General features: G+C 64.7%; 14 protein-coding genes. 8 read left to right on the top strand and 6 right to left on the bottom strand.

What is annotated here, in order from left to right:
* Positions 1-3 precede the first annotated feature (3 nt).
* Positions 4-2,349, top strand: a complete 2,346-nt coding sequence (gene xdhB / locus GM909_RS07965) for a xanthine dehydrogenase molybdopterin binding subunit (RefSeq protein WP_157015677.1) — start codon at positions 4-6, stop codon at positions 2,347-2,349.
* Between the two features lie 10 nt (positions 2,350-2,359).
* Positions 2,360-3,211, top strand: coding sequence for a xanthine dehydrogenase accessory protein XdhC (xdhC, locus tag GM909_RS07970; RefSeq protein WP_157015678.1), 852 nt, complete (start codon positions 2,360-2,362; stop codon positions 3,209-3,211).
* Between the two features lie 8 nt (positions 3,212-3,219).
* Here xdhC and dps read toward each other — a convergent pair whose 3' ends face one another.
* Both dps and GM909_RS07980 read right to left on the bottom strand, forming a co-directional pair.
* Entirely contained in the window at positions 3,220-3,708 is a 489-nt protein-coding gene (gene dps / locus GM909_RS07975) for a DNA starvation/stationary phase protection protein Dps (RefSeq protein ID WP_157015679.1), read from the bottom strand.
* 116 nt (positions 3,709-3,824) lie between these two features.
* A complete protein-coding gene (locus GM909_RS07980; RefSeq protein ID WP_157015680.1) occupies positions 3,825-4,739 on the bottom strand; it encodes a LysR family transcriptional regulator in 915 nt (304 codons plus the stop codon).
* A 144-nt stretch (positions 4,740-4,883) separates the two neighbouring features.
* Between GM909_RS07980 and GM909_RS07985 the strand changes: the two genes are divergently transcribed.
* The 6 genes from GM909_RS07985 to GM909_RS08010 all read left to right on the top strand — a co-directional run bounded on the left by GM909_RS07985 (position 4,884) and on the right by GM909_RS08010 (position 10,739).
* Positions 4,884-6,107: a urate hydroxylase PuuD gene (locus GM909_RS07985; RefSeq protein ID WP_157015681.1), complete on the top strand. Its 1,224-nt coding sequence runs from the start codon at positions 4,884-4,886 to the stop codon at positions 6,105-6,107.
* Between the two features lie 4 nt (positions 6,108-6,111).
* A complete protein-coding gene (gene guaD / locus GM909_RS07990; protein ID WP_157015682.1) occupies positions 6,112-7,425 on the top strand; it encodes a guanine deaminase in 1,314 nt (437 codons plus the stop codon).
* 161 nt (positions 7,426-7,586) lie between these two features.
* Positions 7,587-8,084 carry a heme-degrading domain-containing protein gene (locus tag GM909_RS07995; protein ID WP_157015683.1) on the top strand — a complete coding sequence of 166 codons (498 nt, stop codon included), beginning with the start codon at positions 7,587-7,589 and terminating at the stop codon, positions 8,082-8,084.
* 61 nt (positions 8,085-8,145) lie between these two features.
* Positions 8,146-8,934, top strand: a complete 789-nt coding sequence (gene otnI, locus GM909_RS08000; RefSeq protein ID WP_157015684.1) for a 2-oxo-tetronate isomerase — start codon at positions 8,146-8,148, stop codon at positions 8,932-8,934.
* A 14-nt stretch (positions 8,935-8,948) separates the two neighbouring features.
* Positions 8,949-10,214, top strand: coding sequence for a glycerate kinase type-2 family protein (locus GM909_RS08005; RefSeq protein ID WP_157015685.1), 1,266 nt, complete (start codon positions 8,949-8,951; stop codon positions 10,212-10,214).
* Positions 10,215-10,244: 30 nt separating this feature from the next.
* Entirely contained in the window at positions 10,245-10,739 is a 495-nt protein-coding gene (locus tag GM909_RS08010) for a GNAT family N-acetyltransferase (protein ID WP_235911737.1), read from the top strand.
* 11 nt (positions 10,740-10,750) lie between these two features.
* Here GM909_RS08010 and GM909_RS08015 read toward each other — a convergent pair whose 3' ends face one another.
* From GM909_RS08015 to GM909_RS08030, 4 genes are all read right to left on the bottom strand, one after another.
* The gene (locus GM909_RS08015) at positions 10,751-12,427 is read right to left on the bottom strand and encodes a tannase/feruloyl esterase family alpha/beta hydrolase (RefSeq protein WP_157015686.1); all 1,677 of its coding nucleotides are present in this window, start codon (positions 12,425-12,427) and stop codon (positions 10,751-10,753) included.
* 168 nt (positions 12,428-12,595) lie between these two features.
* A complete protein-coding gene (locus GM909_RS08020) occupies positions 12,596-14,275 on the bottom strand; it encodes a tannase/feruloyl esterase family alpha/beta hydrolase (protein ID WP_157015687.1) in 1,680 nt (559 codons plus the stop codon).
* Positions 14,276-14,406: 131 nt separating this feature from the next.
* A complete protein-coding gene (locus GM909_RS08025) occupies positions 14,407-15,381 on the bottom strand; it encodes a WD40 repeat domain-containing protein (RefSeq protein WP_157015688.1) in 975 nt (324 codons plus the stop codon).
* Between the two features lie 292 nt (positions 15,382-15,673).
* Positions 15,674-16,732: a CobW family GTP-binding protein gene (locus tag GM909_RS08030; protein WP_157015689.1), complete on the bottom strand. Its 1,059-nt coding sequence runs from the start codon at positions 16,730-16,732 to the stop codon at positions 15,674-15,676.
* Positions 16,733-16,744: the final 12 nt, after the last annotated feature.

Genomic DNA, 16,744 nt, shown 5'->3' on the forward strand with positions numbered 1-16,744 from the left:
ATCATGACCAAGCACGAAGCAATCGACCTGAAGGCAGCGCGGATCGCCGGTGGCGTGGCGGCGAACCAGCGCCACGATTCGGCGCACAAGCATGTGACGGGCGAGGCCGTCTATATCGACGACATGCCGGAGCCGGCGGGCCTGCTGCATGGCTGTCTCGGCCTTTCCACGGTGGCGCATGGCACTATCCGGACGATGGATCTGGAGGCCGTGCGCGCCGCGCCCGGCGTGCTGGCGGTGCTGACGGCGGCTGACCTGCCCGGCGAGAACGACATCAGCCCGAGCGGTCGTCACGACGAGCCGGTGCTTGCCGAGGGCAAGGTGCAGTTCTTCGGCCAGCCGGTTTTCGCCGTGATTGCCGAGACGCGCGAACAGGCGCGCCGCGCCTGCGGACTGGCGAAAATCGACTATGACGAGGCGCCCTTCATCACCGATGTGTGGGACATCGACCGCAGAAAGGGCAAACTGGTCACGCCGCCGCTGACCCTGAAGCGCGGCGATGCTGCCGGCGCGATCGCCAAGGCGCCGCACCGTATCAAGGGCACGATGCGCATCGGTGGGCAGGATCATTTCTACCTGGAAGGCCAGATCGCGCTCGCCGTTCCGGGCGAGGACATGGACGTGACCGTCTATTCCTCCACCCAGCATCCAAGCGAGATCCAGCACATGGTCTCCCATGTGCTCGGCGTGCCGTCACATGCCGTCACGGTCGAGGTGCGGCGCATGGGCGGCGGCTTCGGCGGCAAGGAGACGCAGGGCAACCAGTTCGCTGCGCTTGCCGCGGTGGCGGCCAAGAAGCTCGGGCGCGCCGTCAAGATCCGTCCCGACCGCGACGACGACATGACCGCCACCGGCAAGCGGCATGACTTTGTGGTCGATTACGAGGTCGGCTTCGACGACGAGGGCATGATCCTCGGCGTAGACTATTTCTACGCCGCGCGCTGCGGCTTTTCCTCCGACCTTTCCGGGCCGGTCACCGACCGGGCGCTGTTTCACTGCGACAACGCCTATTACTACCCGGCCGTGCATGCGCAGTCAGCGCCGCTCTACACCAACACGGTCTCCAACACCGCCTTTCGCGGTTTCGGCGGGCCGCAGGGCATGGTCGGCTGCGAGCGCGTGATCGAGGAGGTGGCCTTCGCCCTCGGCAAGGATCCGCTGGAAATCCGCAAGCGCAATTTCTACGGCACGAGCGAACGCAACGTCACGCCCTATCACCAGACGGTGGAGGACAACATCGTCCACCGCATCGTGGCGGAACTGGAGGAGAGTTGCGACTATGCCGGGCGGCGACGCGCGATCGACGCGTTCAATGCCGGGTCCGAGATCGTCAAGCGCGGCATCGCACTGACTCCGGTCAAGTTCGGCATTTCCTTCACCGCCACCCATTTCAACCAGGCCGGGGCGCTGGTGCATGTCTATACGGACGGTTCGGTGCATCTCAATCATGGCGGCACCGAGATGGGGCAGGGGCTCTACGTCAAGGTGGCGCAGGTCGTGGCGGAAGAGTTCCAGATCGACCTCGATCGGGTGAAGATCACCGCCACGACGACGGGCAAGGTGCCCAACACCTCGGCCACCGCCGCCTCGTCCGGCTCCGACCTCAACGGCATGGCGGCGCAGAACGCCGCGCGCGCGATCAAGCAGCGGCTCATCGACTTCGCCGCATCGGAACACCAGATTCCGGCCGACCAGGTCGAGTTCCTGCCCAACCGGGTGCGCGTGGGCAATCAGGAGATCGCCTTTCCCGATCTGGTCAAGCAGGCCTATATGGCGCGCGTTCAGCTTTCCGCGGCCGGCTTCTACAAGACGCCGAAGATCCACTGGGACCGCGACAAGGGCTCGGGCCATCCGTTCTATTACTTCGCCTATGGCGCGGCCTGCTCGGAGGTCTCGATCGACACGCTGACAGGCGAATACATGGTCGAGCGCACGGACATCCTGCACGAGACGGGTCGCTCGCTGAACAAGGCAATCGACATCGGCCAGATCGAGGGCGGCTTCATCCAGGGCATGGGCTGGCTGACGACGGAGGAACTCGTCTGGGACGACAAGGGCCGGCTCAGGACCCATGCGCCGTCGACCTACAAGATCCCGCTCGCCTCCGACCGGCCAAAAGTGTTCAATGTCGCGCTGGCCGACTGGGCGGAGAATGCCGAGTCAACCGTGCACCGCTCGAAGGCGGTCGGCGAGCCACCCTTCATGCTCGGCATGTCGGTGCTGTCGGCGCTCTCGGACGCGGTGGCAAGCGTCGCCGGTCACACGGTCTGCCCGCGGCTCGACGCGCCGGCCACCCCCGAACGCGTACTGATGGCGGTGGAGCGGCTGAAGAAGGACGCGGGGCGGTAGGACGCAGGCAATGACCCGCTCGTCCCGCACGCTCCGAGCCTTCCTCGACGCCAACCCGGCCGCCGCGCTGGTCGAGGTGATGGAAGCGAAGGGGTCCACGCCGCGTGAAAAAGGCGCCTGGATGCTGGTCGCGCCGGAGAGCATCTTCGGAACCATCGGCGGCGGCCAGCTCGAGTTCATGGCGATCGCAAAGGCGCGCGCGATGCTGGGTGCCGACCACCCTCCCCTCAATGGGAAGGGGACGGTCACGCTCGACATTCCGCTCGGGCCAGAGATCGGCCAATGTTGCGGCGGGCGCGTCGGGCTCGCCATCCACCTTGTCGATAAGGACCTGCGCGACCATCTCGTTGAGATGATGCGCGCTGAAGACGAAGCCTTGCCTCGCGTCTATCTCTTCGGCGGCGGCCATGTCGGCCATGCGCTGGCGACGGCGCTGGCGCTTCTGCCGGTGAAGGCCGTCGTGGTGGAAACGCGATCCGAGGCGCTGGCCGAATTCCCGACTGAAGCGGAAACGCATCTCACGGCGATGCCGGAGGAATTCGTGCGCTCGGCGCCGGCCGGCTCGGCCTTTGTCGTGCTGACCCACGACCATGCGCTCGATTTCCTGATCGTGGCGGAAGTGTTGAAACGACGCGATGCGGCCTATGTCGGCATGATCGGCTCGGCGACCAAGAAGGCGACGTTCAAGAGCTGGTATCTGAAGACCGCCGGCGGAACCGAGAACGACCTGGCCCGTCTGGTGACGCCGATCGGCGGCACTGCTGTGCGCGACAAGCGCCCGCCCGTCATTGCCGCCCTCGCGGCTGCCGAGATCGTCTCGGCGGTCGCGCAAGGTCAGGGGAAGTCCGAAGAAGGCAGATAGGCGAAGCCCTATTCCTTTTCCTGGATATGGGCTTCCAGGAACCACAGGAACTTGTCGAGATCGCGTGAATAGGCGGTGAAGATATCCGCGCTGTCGGCATCGCCTGCCTCGTCGGTCTCGTCGATCGCCTTGCGGGCGGCGTTGGCAGCCGCTCCGTAGCGGTCGATCAGCGCGTCGAGGTGATCCCTGGTCTTGGAAATGTCGGTCGGATAGGGCTTCAGCGGCGACTTGTCGGCGACCACCTGGCTCGTTCCAAATGCGACGCCGCCCAGTTGCACGGCCCGCTCGGCAATGGTGTCGACATGCCCGTCGAGCGCGCCGCGGAAGGTGTCGAGCATCTCGTGAACGGCGATGAATTGCGGTCCCTTCAGGTTCCAATGGGCCTGCTTGGTAAGGAGCGCCAGATCGATCGCTTCGGCCAGGCGCGCATTCAGGATCTCGATCGCCGCCATCTTCGTATTGGATTTCAGGTCGTTGCGCGTTTCATATGCGGTCATGGGATGTACCTCCTGCTTGCGCCGGCCCCGCGCCATTCAGATGGATATGAGCATATTTGTGGTTGCAGACGAAATGCCGGTCAAGCTGCGCGATCGCGTTGTGTGTCGCTCAACCGTCATTTGCTGTTCATTATGTCGCGGATCATCTTCTGGCAGCGCTCGGCCATGAAATCGAGCAACAGCCGGACCTTGGGGTCCTGGTACTTCTTGTGCGGGTAAAGCGCGGCGAGCTTGACCGGAGCGGGCGCGGCGTCGGCCATGATGACCTTCAGCCGCCAGTCGCGAATGAAGGGCTCCACTTCGAAACGCGGCTTGAGGATGATGCCACGCCCGGCGAGGGCCCAGCCCGTCAGCACGTCGCCGTCGTCGGAATCGTATGGTCCCGAGACGTTGAGCTTCTTCGGGCCGTCTGGCGTGTCGAGGGTCCAGAAATATTCACGCACGCCGGGATAGCGCAGCAGCAGGCAATCATGATCGAGAAGCTCCTGCGGCGATTTCGGTTCGCCACGGCGCTCCAGATAGGACGGGGCGGCGACCAGAACGCGCTCGCAATCCATGATGCCGCGCATCCTGAGGCTGGAATCCTCCAGGACGCCGAGGCGGAAGGCCACGTCGATGCCCTCGCGCATCATGTCGACATCGTGGTCGGACAGTCTCAGCCGCACCTCGATATCGGGGTAGCGATCACGGAAATCGGGAATGCCGGACGCGATCAACCGCCGTCCGAGGCCGAGCGGTGCGGTGACGCGGATGGTGCCGCGCGGCTGGCCGGACAGGGCGCTGACGGCCGCTTCGGCATCGGCGACTGCTTCCAGTACCTTTTTCGCCCCCTCGTAGAAGACCCGGCCATGTTCGGTCGGCACGAGCTGGCGCGTCGTGCGGTTGAACAGGCGCACGCCGAGCTGCTTTTCCAGCTCCTTGATGCGATTGGAGGCAACCGCGGGCGAAATGCGCATGTCGCGCCCGGCCGAAGACAGATTGCCGAGTTCGACGACACGGACAAAGACGGTGACATTGTCGAGATAGGCCATGGGCGTTGGCGCGCTGCTCCCCCGGTTTTACCGAAAAGCAAACTATTATTATTCAGATTTTTTTGAAAGTGCTGGCGAAGCGGGGCCCTTTCCGTTTGCCCGCAACTTCGTAGAGTCCGAGCTGACAGGAAGGGGAAGCCATCGATGAACGATTTCGCGGTTGTCTGGGACTGGCTGAGTTTCGCCGTGCGCTGGCTGCACGTCATCACCGGCATTGCGTGGATCGGCTCGTCCTTCTATTTCGTCGCGCTCGACCTGGGGCTGCGCAGGCGGCCGGACCTGCCCGAAGGCGCTTTTGGCGAGGAGTGGCAGGTGCATGGCGGCGGCTTCTACCATATCCAGAAATATCTGGTCGCGCCGGCCCATATGCCCGAACACCTGACCTGGTTCAAATGGGAAGCCTATTCGACCTGGCTGACCGGCTTCGCTCTCCTGGCGATCGTCTATTATGCCGGCGCCGATCTCTATCTCGTCGACCGCAATGTGCTCGACGTTTCGGGCGAGGTCGCAATCCTCATCTCGCTGGCCTCGATCGGCGTTGGCTGGGTGATCTACGATCTTCTGTGCAAATCCGCGCTGGGCAAGAACGACACGGCGCTGATGCTGGTGCTCTATGCGGTCCTGGTGGCGATGAGCTGGGGCTATACGCAGCTCTTCACCGGACGCGCCGCCTTCCTGCATCTGGGCGCCTTCACCGCCACGATCATGTCGGCCAATGTCTTCTTCATCATCATTCCCAACCAGAAGAAGGTGGTCGCCGACCTGATCTCCGGCAAGAAGCCCGACCCGGCGCTCGGCGCGCAGGCCAAGCAGCGCTCGCTGCACAACAACTACCTGACGCTGCCCGTCCTCTTCCTGATGCTGTCGAACCATTATCCGCTGGCCTTCGCCACCCAGTTCAACTGGGTCATCGCCTCGCTGATCTTCATTATCGGCGTGCTGATCCGCCACTATTTCAACACCGTGCATGCGCGGAAGGGCAATCCGACCTGGACCTGGCTTGTCGCCGCCATGCTGTTTTTGACCATCATCTGGCTGTCGACGGTGCCCAAGGTGCTGACCGGCGAGGACAAGGTGGCCGAGGCGAACCGGGTGCTGATGGCCTCGAGCCATTTTCCGGCGGTGCGCGATACCGTTCTCGGGCGCTGCTCGATGTGCCATACCGCCGAGCCGGCCTTCGAGGGTGTGCATGTCGCGCCCAAGGGAGTGCATCTCGACAATGAGGCGGTGATTGCCGACCGGGCGCGCGAGATCTATCTGCAGGCCGGGCGCAGCCACGCCATGCCGCCCGGCAACGTCACCCAGATGACGGATGAGGAACGCGACCTCATCGTCGCCTGGTTCGAACAAGCGCAGACGCGGGAATAAGACCATGACCGAAACTCTGATCCGCGGGCGCACGCTCGCCTTCCTGCGCGAGCCGCTGGAGGCTGGCGACGGCGCGGCCTACGACTATGTGGAAGACGGCGCCGTTTTGATGCGCGACGGCAAGATCGTGGACACAGGCGCCTACGGGGATGTGCGGGCAAAGGCCGGACCGGATGTTGCCGAGATCGACCACAGGCCGCATCTCGTGCTGCCTGGGTTCATAGACGCGCATCTGCATTTCCCGCAAATGCAGGTCATCGCCTCCTACGGGGCGGAGCTTCTGGATTGGCTGGACAACTACACCTTCCCGGAGGAAACGAAGTTTCGCGACAGCCAGCACGGCCGGCGCATCGCGCGGCTCTTCCTCGACGAGGTGATCCGCCACGGCACGACGACGGTCGCCGCCTATTGTTCCGTGCACAAGGCTTCCGCCGAGGCCTTCTTCGAGGAAAGCCATGCGCGCGACATGCTCAACATCGCCGGCAAGGTGATGATGGACCGCAATGCGCCGGCCGCGCTCACCGACACGCCGCCATCGGGCTATGACGACAGCAAGGCGCTGATCGCCGAATGGCACGGCCGCGGGCGCCAGCTCTATGCGATCACGCCGCGCTTCGCCATCACCTCGTCTCCCGAGCAGATGGAGATGGCCGGGGCGCTGGTCGCCGAGCATCCGGACTGCCACATGCAGACGCATCTGTCGGAGAACCTGGCCGAGATCGAATGGACGGCCGAGCTCTACCCGCAGGCGAAGGACTATACGGATGTCTACGCGCATTACGGGCTGCTCGGGCCGAAAAGCCTGTTCGGCCACTGCATCCACCTGTCGGAGCGCGAAGCGGACGCGATGTCGGAAACCGGCTCGGTCGCCGTCTTCTGCCCGACCTCCAACCTGTTCCTCGGCTCGGGTCTTTTCGACTACCAGCGCTACCGCTCGCGGGCGAAGCCGCTCAGGATCGCCGCGGCGACCGATGTCGGCGGCGGCACGAACTATTCCATGCTGCGCACGATGGACGAAGGCTACAAGGTGATCGCGCTCAACGGGCGCAAGCTCAATCCGCTGGCCTCGTTCTGGCAGATCACGCGCGGCAATGCCGAAGCACTTTCCATCGCCGACAGGGTGGGCACGCTGGAGGCCGGTTCGGACGCCGACCTGGTGGTTATCGATGCAAGCGCCACGCCCGCCATGCGGCTGCGCATGGAGACGGTCGAGACCCTTTCCGAGGAGTTGTTCCTCCTGCAGACGCTCGGCGACGATCGGGCGGTCAAGGAGGTCTATATCGCCGGTCGTGCGGCGAAGAGCCGGATGGATAGCTGATTTCGTATCATCGTATGATACAAGGTCTTGCAGTGGCGTCTGCCGCCAAGAAGGATGAGATAGACAGGATCGTTGCGCTTGACGCAGCCTGAAAATGTCCGTCACCAAGCAAGCATGCCGTTCTCGACGGAACGGCCCGATGATCAGGAAATAGGATATTCATGACCGTCGAGTCCGACATCGCGCGCATCGAGGAGCAGGAGGCGGCGCTCGTCTTCGAGCGTTTCGACGAGGATGACGCCTTTCGCATCGGGCTCTGGCTGCGCGAGCGCGCGGTTGCCGATCATCTGCCGATCGTCATCGATATCCGGACATGGGACCGCCAGCTCTTTTATTGCGCCCTACCGGGGTCGGCCGGCGCCAATGCCAATTGGGTACGCCGCAAGATCAATACGGTGAAGCTGTTTGCAAAGAGCACCTATCTCATCGGGCTGCAGCAGAACACGGCCGACGGATTGCTGCCGGCGCGCCAGGGGCTCGACCCGGCCGATTACGTTGCCGCCGGCGGCGCTTTCCCGATCCGGCTTGCCAATGCCGGCATGATCGGCGCGGTGACGGTTTCCGGCCTGCCGCAGCGTTCCGATCACGGGCTGGTCGTTGAGGCGCTGTGTGCGCATCTCGACCTCGACCACGCCGAACTGGCGCTGCCGCAGCCGTGAGGGAAGATTGCGCGGCAGAAGGTTGTCGCGTCGAGGCGGCAACGGTCGACGGAGTGGTGCATTGCCGAGACTAGCCGCCAACCTGACGACCATGTTCCGCGAGGCGCCGTTCCTTGATCGCTTCGCGCTTGCCGCCGAGGCGGGTTTCGAGGCGGTCGAGTTCCAGTTTCCGTACGAATTCGAGGTGGATGAAGTTGCCGCCGCGCTTGCCCGGCATCGGCTCGAACTGGCGCTGTTCAACCTGCCGGCGGGCGACTGGGCCGCGGGCGAGCGCGGCCTTGCCATATTGCCGGACCGTCGTTCAGCGTTCGAAGCTTCGGTTGACATGGCGCTTTCCTGGGCCGAGCGGTTGGGTTGCCGCAAGCTGCACTGCATGGCGGGGATCGTTCCAGAAGGCGTGGGGCGGGCCTCGCTCGAAGAGACCTATCTGGCCAATTTGCGGTTTGCCGCCGATGCTGCGGCCGCGCACGGCATTTCCATCCTCATCGAGCCGATCAACCGCTTCGACATGCCGGGCTATTTCCTTGCCTCGATGGACGAGGCGGCGCGCATCCAGGACAAGGTTGGCGCGGACAATCTGCATCTCCAATATGATTTCTACCACCAGAGCCGGACCGGCGGCGAACTGCTTGCCACCTTTGAGCGCTTCGCCGGGCGGATCGCTCATGTGCAGATCGCCGGAAATCCGGGACGCCAGGAGCCGGATCTTGGCGAGGTCAATTATGAATTCCTGCTGACAGCGCTCGACGATGCCGGCTATCAGGGCCTTGTCGGCTGTGAGTATCGACCTGCCGGCAAGACACAGGACGGGCTCGGCTGGGCCGCGGCGTGGCTGGACGGGCAAGGTTAAGGGCGGCGGCAAGGATGAGCGACTTCGATCCAAAGGCATTTTTCGGCGCGCTGTTCGAAGCCGCTGTCGCCGCGGCCGATCCGGCCGTCGTTTTGCCGCGCTTCCTGCCGGACAGGCCCAAGGGGCGCACCGTCGTCATCGGCGCCGGCAAGGGGGCGGCCCAGATGGCGCAGGCGCTCGAAGCGCATTGGCCGGGCCCGCTCGAGGGGCTGGTCGTGACACGCTATGGCTACGCTGCGCCGTGCCGGCACGTCGCGGTTCACGAGGCAGCCCATCCCGTGCCCGACGCCGCCGGCCTGGAAGGCGCGCGCCGGCTCATGGACCTGGTGTCGGGGCTCGGTGAAGACGATCTCGTCATTGCTCTGATCTGCGGCGGTGGCTCGGCATTGCTGCCGGCGCCGCCGTCCGGCATGACATTGGACGACGAGATTGCCGTCAACACCGCGCTGCTTGCCTCCGGCGCGCCGATTTCCGCGATGAACACGGTGCGCAAGCATCTCTCGCGGATCAAGGGCGGACGGCTTGCTGCGCTGGCGGCCCCTGCACAGGTGGTGACGCTCGTCGTCTCCGACATCCCCGGCGATGTGCCGGCGCTCGTTTCGTCGGGGCCGACGGTGCCCGATGCCTCAACGCGCCACGAGGCGCTGGAGATCGTGCGGGCGTTCGGCCTCGACCTGCCGTCCGCCGCGCTTCGCCACCTGCACTCGCCGGCGGCGGATGCGCCGCGCCCCGACGACCCGGCCTTCGCGCGCAATGACGTGCATGTCATCGCCTCGGCCGCGGTTTCGCTGGAGGCGGCGGCGCAACGCGCGCGGGACTTCGGGATCGAGGCGGCGATCCTGTCGGATGCGATCGAGGGCGAGGCGCGTGAGATTGCCCGGATGCACGGAGCGATCGCCCGCGAAGTGGCGCTGCGCGAACGTCCCTTCGCCAAACCGGTCGTCCTGCTCTCGGGTGGCGAGACGACGGTCACCCTGCGCGGCAAAGGCAAGGGCGGGCGCAACACGGAATTCTTGCTGTCACTGGCGCTCGCCATCGAGGGCGTGGCGGGCATCGACGCCTTTGCCGCCGATACAGACGGCATCGACGGCTCCGAAGACAATGCCGGGGCTTTTGCCGATGCCAGTTCGACGGCCAGGATGCGCGCCGCCGGCCTTGACCCCAAAGCGCTGCTTGCGGCAAACGACGCCTGGACGGCGTTCGAGGCCGTCGACGATCTGTACGCGCCGGGGCCGACCGGCACCAATGTCAACGATTTGCGCGCGATCCTGATCCGGTAGCGGGGCAACGAACCATCCGTGAGGGACGCCTTGAACCATTCCCAGCTGGCAGCCATCGAAGCCATCACGCCTGAATTCCTGCCACGGGTTCTTGCGCTCAACACGGCGCATGCCACCGAGCTATCGCTTCTCGACGCGGCCGGCCTTTCGGCATTGGTCGACGAGGCCTTCCTGGCGCTGCGGATCGGCGATGTCGAGGCATTTCTCATCGCCTTCGACCAGCATGCCGCCTATGAAAGCCCGAACTTCAACTGGTTCCGCGAGCGCTATCCCCGCTTCGTCTATGTCGACCGCATCGCGGTGGCCGCTTCGGCGCGCGGGCGCGGTCATGCGCGGCGTCTTTACGAGCATCTGTTCGACCGGGCCCGTGACCGCGGCCATGATGTCGTGACCTGCGAGGTCAATGCCGAACCGCCGAACCCGGCCTCCGACGCCTTTTATGCCGCGCTCGGTTTCGAGCCGGTGGGCGAGGCCGCAATCCATGGCGGCGCCAAGTCGGTGCGCTATTTCGAGCGGCAGCTTTAGTTAGATCCGCGCTAATCTGCGCAAATGAAGCTCTCGGCCTTCTCGAGATCGCCGCCCCGATAACGCGCGACCTGCGGCCAGGGGCATAGCTGGCGCGTGCGCTCTTTCGACCAGTTTTCGGGGATGTCCGGGTTTTCCGCCATGAGACCGGCGATCACCGCCTGCGGTTCGACGCCGTTTTCCACCCAGTCGACGAGCGCCGTGAAGAAGTCGAAATCGTCGGTCGCCGGCCCGCCGGCGCAATGGTTCATGCCGGGCACGCCATAGTATTTCACGAAGTCGGCGGCCGAGCCGCCATTGTTCGCGGCGAGCTTTTCATACCAGCGCTCTGTATCGTTGGGTGAAAGGTACGGGTCGGACATGCCGTGGAAGATGATCATCTTGCCGCCGGCCGCCTTGAAATCATCAAGCGTCGGGTCATTGACCCCAGGTGGTGCCGCGAAGTCCATGGCCGATTCGGTGAACGGGTCCTCCGAGGCGTGGATGTTCGCCGCGTCACGGTCGAGATCGAAATCGAGCAGGAAATTTTCCAGCGCGGCGGGTGTCGACGCGACCTCTTCCGGCGGGGTCGTGAATACATGGGCCAGCGTGGCGGCGCCCATGGTGGCGATGATCGGCATCTCCTCCCAGGTCGGCAAGGTGCTTTCCAGCTTCCAGAAGCGCCAATAGGTGCCGCCTATGCCGGCATCCCATGGCCAATCGCTGTAGAGCTGTTTGCCTTCGGAATCGACCGGCCCGGCATGGACGGTCTTGAGCGCTTCGATCTTCCCGGAAGTTAGGCAAGACGTATCCTGGCCGGTGCTGCATAGCAGCGTGTCGATGTCGAAGACGGTCTGGCAGGCCCCAGTGTCGAGCACCATGCCGTCCTCGGTGCCGTCGAGGCGATCGCATGCCGAGCGGATCGCGTCGGCGACAAGGCTGAGGTCGGTCGGCGCGAAGGCGGTGCGGATATCGCCGGTCAGCGGCTTGAAGGTCTGGACGTCCAGCGCATGCTGCAGGGCCGCCTTGGGCAGGTTGAAGCCGGGCGCGCCGGCAAGAAACCCGTCATACTGGTCGGGCAGCCGCTCGGCGGCCATGAGCGCGTGGCGCCCGCCATTGGAGCACCCCACGCCGTAGGACCGCTCGGCGGGCCGGCCGTAATAGGCGGCGATCAGTTTCTTGGCGAGCGGTGCGACGATCTCGACGGCCTTGTAGCCGTAAAAGGAGCGCGCCCGCGGATCGAGGCCGAAGAGGCTGTGGGCAGTGAGGAGCCCGTCGTCGTGACGCAGGCCGCGATTGTGTCCCCCGTCCGACGACAAAACGGCATAGCCTCGGCCCAGCGCAATCCTCGACACATTGCCGCCGAGCATGAGGCCGATGGCCGGAATGATCTCGCCGTCATCGCCGTTGAACTGGTGAAAGAAACGGCCGTTCCATTTGTCGGGCAAGCGCATCTCGAAACCCAGGGCATAGGGCTCGCAGTCAAGACCGGTGCGTTCGGCCGTCCTGGCCTCGATCAGGCAATGGTCGACGGGGATGCGATCGTCAGCCGCCACGGCTTCCGCTTCGACGATCGTGACACCTTCAAGACCGAGCGCCTCGGTGGTCAACTCCGCGCATTCAAGGGCAAAAGCCGGTCCGCCGGCGGCGAACCAGGCCATGGCGGTCGCGCCTGCGGCAAGGGCCAGGTGGCGGATGCACGTCTTCATGGCAGGTCCTCCCGTTTGCGTGCGACTGCAACCAGTATTACCGGTTGCCGGAAGTGATGCAACTGTAAGAGGAAATTGGGGCGATATGCATCTATCGCTTGCACGCCACGAGCGGATGCAGCGGTTTCTTTTCAGCGGCGCGGGTGGCGACGAAGCGGCCGGAGACTGCTAATCCTGGCAAGCGAAGCTGGAGGCCTGGTTCACATCGCCGTCCTGGTAGCGGGCGACCTGTGGCCAGGGGCAAAGCGGCCGCCTGCGCTCCATCGACCAGCCGGCCGGGATGTCCTTGTTGTCCGGCGTCAGGCCGGCGATCACCGCCTTCGGCTCGATGCCGTATTCCACCCAGTCGACGAGCGCGGCAAAGAGATTGAAATCGTCCGTCGCCGGTCCGCCGGCACAATGCGTCATGCCGGGCACCGGATAGTATTTCACGAAGTCCGCCGCCGAGCCGCCATTGTTTTCGGCCAGCTTTTCGTACCAGTTTGCGGTGTCATTGGCCGAAAAGACCGGATCCGAAACGCCGTGAAAGACGATCATCTTGCCGCCGGCCGCCTTGAAATCGGCGAGCATCGGGTCGTCGGCGCCGGGCGGCGTCATGATGTCCATGGCCGACTCGGTGAATGGGTCCTCTGAGGCGTAGATCTTCGGCGCATCGCGGTCGAGATCGAAATCGAGCAGGAATTCTTCCAATGCGGCCGGCGCACCCTCGACTTCCGTCGGCGGCGTCGTGAAGACATGGGCCAGCGATCCGGCGCCCATGATGGCGATGATCGGCATGTTCGCCCATGGCGGCACGGTGCTTTCCACTTTCCAGAAGCGCCAATTGCCGCCGGCGATACCGGTGTCCCAGGACCAGTCGGAATAGAGCTGTTCGCCTTCTCCGTTGATCGGCCCGGCATGAACCGTCTTCAGCGCCTCGACCTGTTTTGCCGACAGGCACGACGTGTTCTGGCCGGGTGCGCATTGCAGCGCGGCGACGTCGAACGCCGCCTGGCAGGCCCGGCTGTCGAGCACCATGCCGTCCTTTACGCCGTCGAGTTCGTCGCAGGCCGCGCGGATGCCGTTGGCCACGTGATGCAGATCGCCCGGCGTGAAGGCGATGCGCATATCGCCCTTGATAGCGGAGAAGGCCTGCACGTCGAGCGCGTGCTGGACGGCCGCCTTGGGCAGGTTGAAACCCGGCGCGCCGGCGAGGATGCCGTCATACGCCTCGGCCAGTCTTTCGGCGGCGACGAAACCGTGGCGCCCGCCATTGGAGCAGCCGACGCCATAGGAGCGTTGCGGCGGCCGGCCGTAATAGGACGCGATCAACGTCTTGGCGATCGGGGTCAGCACCTCCACCGCCCTGTAGCCGTAAAAGGCGCGGGCTTCCGGGTCGAGACCGAAACGGTTGCCGGAAACGAGCCCGGTTTCCGATTGCGCCTTGCCGTCATGGCCGGCGTTGGAGGAAAGTACGGCATAGCCGATACCAAGTGCCGTCCGGGACGTGTTGCCGCTGAGAAGCGGTCCGAGGGCGGGCTTGACCTCGCCGTCATTGCCGCCGTTGAACTGGTGGAAGAAGCGGCCGTTCCAGTCGTCCGGCAGCCGCATCTCGAAACGTACCGCGTAGGGCTGTCCGTCGATGCCGGTGCGCTCGGCCGTCGTTGCTTCGATCAGGCAATGGGCCGCGGGGCTGTCGTCTCCCTTGGGCACCGCCGCGGCACTGACGATTTCGGCATTTTCCAGTCCGAGCGTTTCGGCGGTCAGGCCATCACAATCGAGCGCGGCCGATGCCGGTGCGCGAGCGGCCAGCAGCAGGACGAACGCTGTGCCTGCCGACAAGAGGAAACCGCGGTTGCGCTTCTTCATGGCAACTCCTCCCATTGCGATGACGGGGCGCGCATGCCCGACATGTGAAGATCGATGGCTGGAGATTGTTTGTCAATATAACAATTTTGCGTGACGGGGACGGGACGTCACGGAGAGGGCGGCGCCGGCGCTCAACCGGAAAGGTCGACAACCCCGCAATCGCCGGCTTCCGAGCCGAAAGCGATACGGCGACCGGCACGGTCCCACATCATGGCGGTGATGGCGCCCTTGCCGGGCCGGCGCAACAGCACTTCCTTCTGGTCGGCGATGCGCGCGGCCAGCACCATGCCGTCACCATAGCCGATCGCCACGAAGTCGTCGCTCGGATGACAGGCCACGCAAGTGACCGTGGTATTGCCGCGCGTGCCGAGCTCGACCGGGGCCTTGCCCATCGGCCCGTCCTTGCCCTGAAACGGCCAGACGATCGCCGCCGGCGCGCCGGAAGAGGCCAGCCAGCGGCCCTTGGCGCTCCATGACAGGCTCTTGACCTTGGCCGGATAGCCCGACATGCGCATGTGCTTGCCGTCGGCGATCTTCCAGCCGTGCAGCGCGTTCTCCTGCATGGCGGTGACCAGAAACTTGCCGTCCGGCGAAAAGGTGATCGCCGTGTGGGCGCCGGCCCATTCCAGGTCCTGCGGCTTCATCTGCGTGGCAGGGAAATGCAGCGTGGCGCCATTGTAGCGGGCAACGCCGATGCGCATGCCCTTCGGCGCGAAGGCCACGTCCTCGACGGTGCGGGGATGCTGGAATTCGCCAATGGTGCCGTCGCTGAAACGGACATAGGCCGTGCGTCCCGTGGCAAAGGCGACGGCATCCTGCGGGCCGGCCGCGACCGCGCTTATCCATTTGCGGCCGATCTCGGCCAGGGTCTGCGTCTTCCCGTCGGGGCCGGTGGCGGCGACGCGCCCGTCTTCGCCGCCGGTGAGGAGACGCTCGCCCGTCTGGGAAACGACGGCGCACAACAGGCCGTCATGCGCGGTTACGGTCTCCTGGCCGTGGTCGAGCCGGTGAATCGTGCCGTCCGCCAACGCGAAATGAGGAATGTCGGAGACAAAGCCTGCAAAGACGCAATGACCGTCGAGATCGAGTGGGGCGACAGTAGGCATGTGCTATGCGGCTCCTGCAGTGGGAAGAGCGATGTCGTGTTGGTGCCTAGATCGGTTCACCGCTTCGCGGAATCGGTTCGCCGATCTAACTCTTTGATTCGACGCAATTCCGGACGGAGAACCGGCTTCCACATCTCCTGGAATTGCTCTAGCGCCCTCGTGGTTCGACAGGCTCACCATGAGGGCTGTTGGATGGTCCGCGCATTCGCCTTTTGGCCAGCAGTGATGCGGGGCGCCCGTGTCGCAGTAGCCCTCATGGTGAGCCTGTCGAACCACGAGGGCGCTTGGTATCTTACGCCTGGCAGGCCTCGAAGGTGCGCTTCAGCTTCTCGGCATCGAGATCGCGGCCGATGAAGACGAGCCGGCTTTCGCGCGCCTCGTCGTCGCGCCAGGGGCGCTGGTGGTCGCCTTCCACGATCATGTGCACGCCCTGCACGACATAGCGGTCCGGATCGCCATCCAGTGCGATGATCCCTTTCAGGCGCAGGATGCTCGGGCCGTCGAGCTGGGTCGTCTTTTCGATCCAGGGAAAGAACTTTCGCGGGTCGAGCGGCCCGGCGCGCAGCGAGATCGACTGTACGGTCACGTCATGGATCGGCGAGACGCCTCCATGGCCGTGATGATGATGATCGTGATGATGGTGGTCGTGGTCGCAATCGGGTCCGCACTCATGATCGTGGTCGTGCTCATGATCATGGGCGTCCAGGAAATGCGGATCGTTTTCCACCGCACGCTGGAGGTCGAAGGCGTGGCGGTCGAGCACCTCGCTCAATTCGAGCCCGGCGCGCGACGTGTGGTGAATGCGGGCGGCCGGGTTGATGGCGCGCACCGTCGCCTCCACGGCGGCAAGCTCGTCCTCGCTGACGAGGTCGGTCTTGTTGATGACGACGACATCGGCGAAGGCGATCTGGTCCTCGGCTTCCCTGGAATCCTTCAGGCGCAACGGCAGATGCTTGGCGTCGACCAGCGCCACGACGGCGTCGAGCTTGGTCTTGGAGCGCACGTCGTCGTCCATGAAGAAGGTCTGGGCGACGGGTGCCGGATCGGCGAGGCCGGTCGTCTCCACGACGATGGCGTCGAAGCGTCCGGGCCGGCGCATCAGGCCCTCGACGACGCGGATCAGGTCGCCGCGCACCGTGCAGCATACGCAGCCATTGTTCATCTCGTAGATTTCCTCGTCCGATTCGACGATCAGGTCGTTGTCGATGCCGATCTCGCCGAACTCGTTGACGATCACCGCATAGCGCTTGCCGTGGTTTTCCGACAGGATGCGGTTGAGCAGGGTCGTCTTGCCGGATCCGAGATAGCCGGTAAGCACGGTAACGGGGATCGGCGTTTGCGTTTCGGACATGTCTTGTGCCTC

It is taken from the genome of Mesorhizobium xinjiangense (assembly GCF_009749525.1).
Lineage (GTDB): Bacteria > Pseudomonadota > Alphaproteobacteria > Rhizobiales > Rhizobiaceae > Mangrovimarina > Mangrovimarina xinjiangensis.